This is a genomic window from Lacinutrix sp. MEBiC02595 (assembly GCF_053601555.1).
This window is the reverse complement of record NZ_JBSHNU010000206.1, coordinates 1-369: the sequence shown is the minus strand read 5'-3', so window position 1 is coordinate 369 and position 369 is coordinate 1. Positions and strand designations below refer to the sequence as shown.

The following is a 369-nucleotide window of genomic DNA, read 5'->3' as shown; positions in this document are numbered from 1 at the left end:
AGCAGAAGCAGCGGCACAAGTTCAAGCAGAGGAAGACGCAAGATTAGCAGCAGAAGCAGCAGCGCAAACACAAGCCGATGAAGCAGCCAGATTAGCAGCAGAAGCAGAAGCAGAAGCACAAGCACAAGCCGATGAAGCAGCTAGATTAGCAGCAGAAGCAGCAGCGCAAACACAAGCCGATGAAGCAGCAAGATTAGCAGCAGAAGCAGCGGCACAAGTTCAAGCAGAGGAAGCAGCCAGATTAGCAGCAGAAGCAGAAGCACAAGCACAAGCCGATGAAGCAGCAAGATTAGCAGCTCAAGCAGCAGCGCAAGTTCAAGCCGATGAAGCAGCCAGATTAGCAGCAGAAGCAGCAGCAAAAGCGCAAGC

The 369-nt window shown here is 52.6% G+C and carries 1 protein-coding gene; it reads left to right on the top strand.

What is annotated here, in order from left to right; all coding sequences use genetic code 11:
• The coding region (locus ACVCZW_RS07655) for a hypothetical protein (protein WP_452232088.1) at positions 1-369 on the top strand (369 nt) is incomplete at both ends.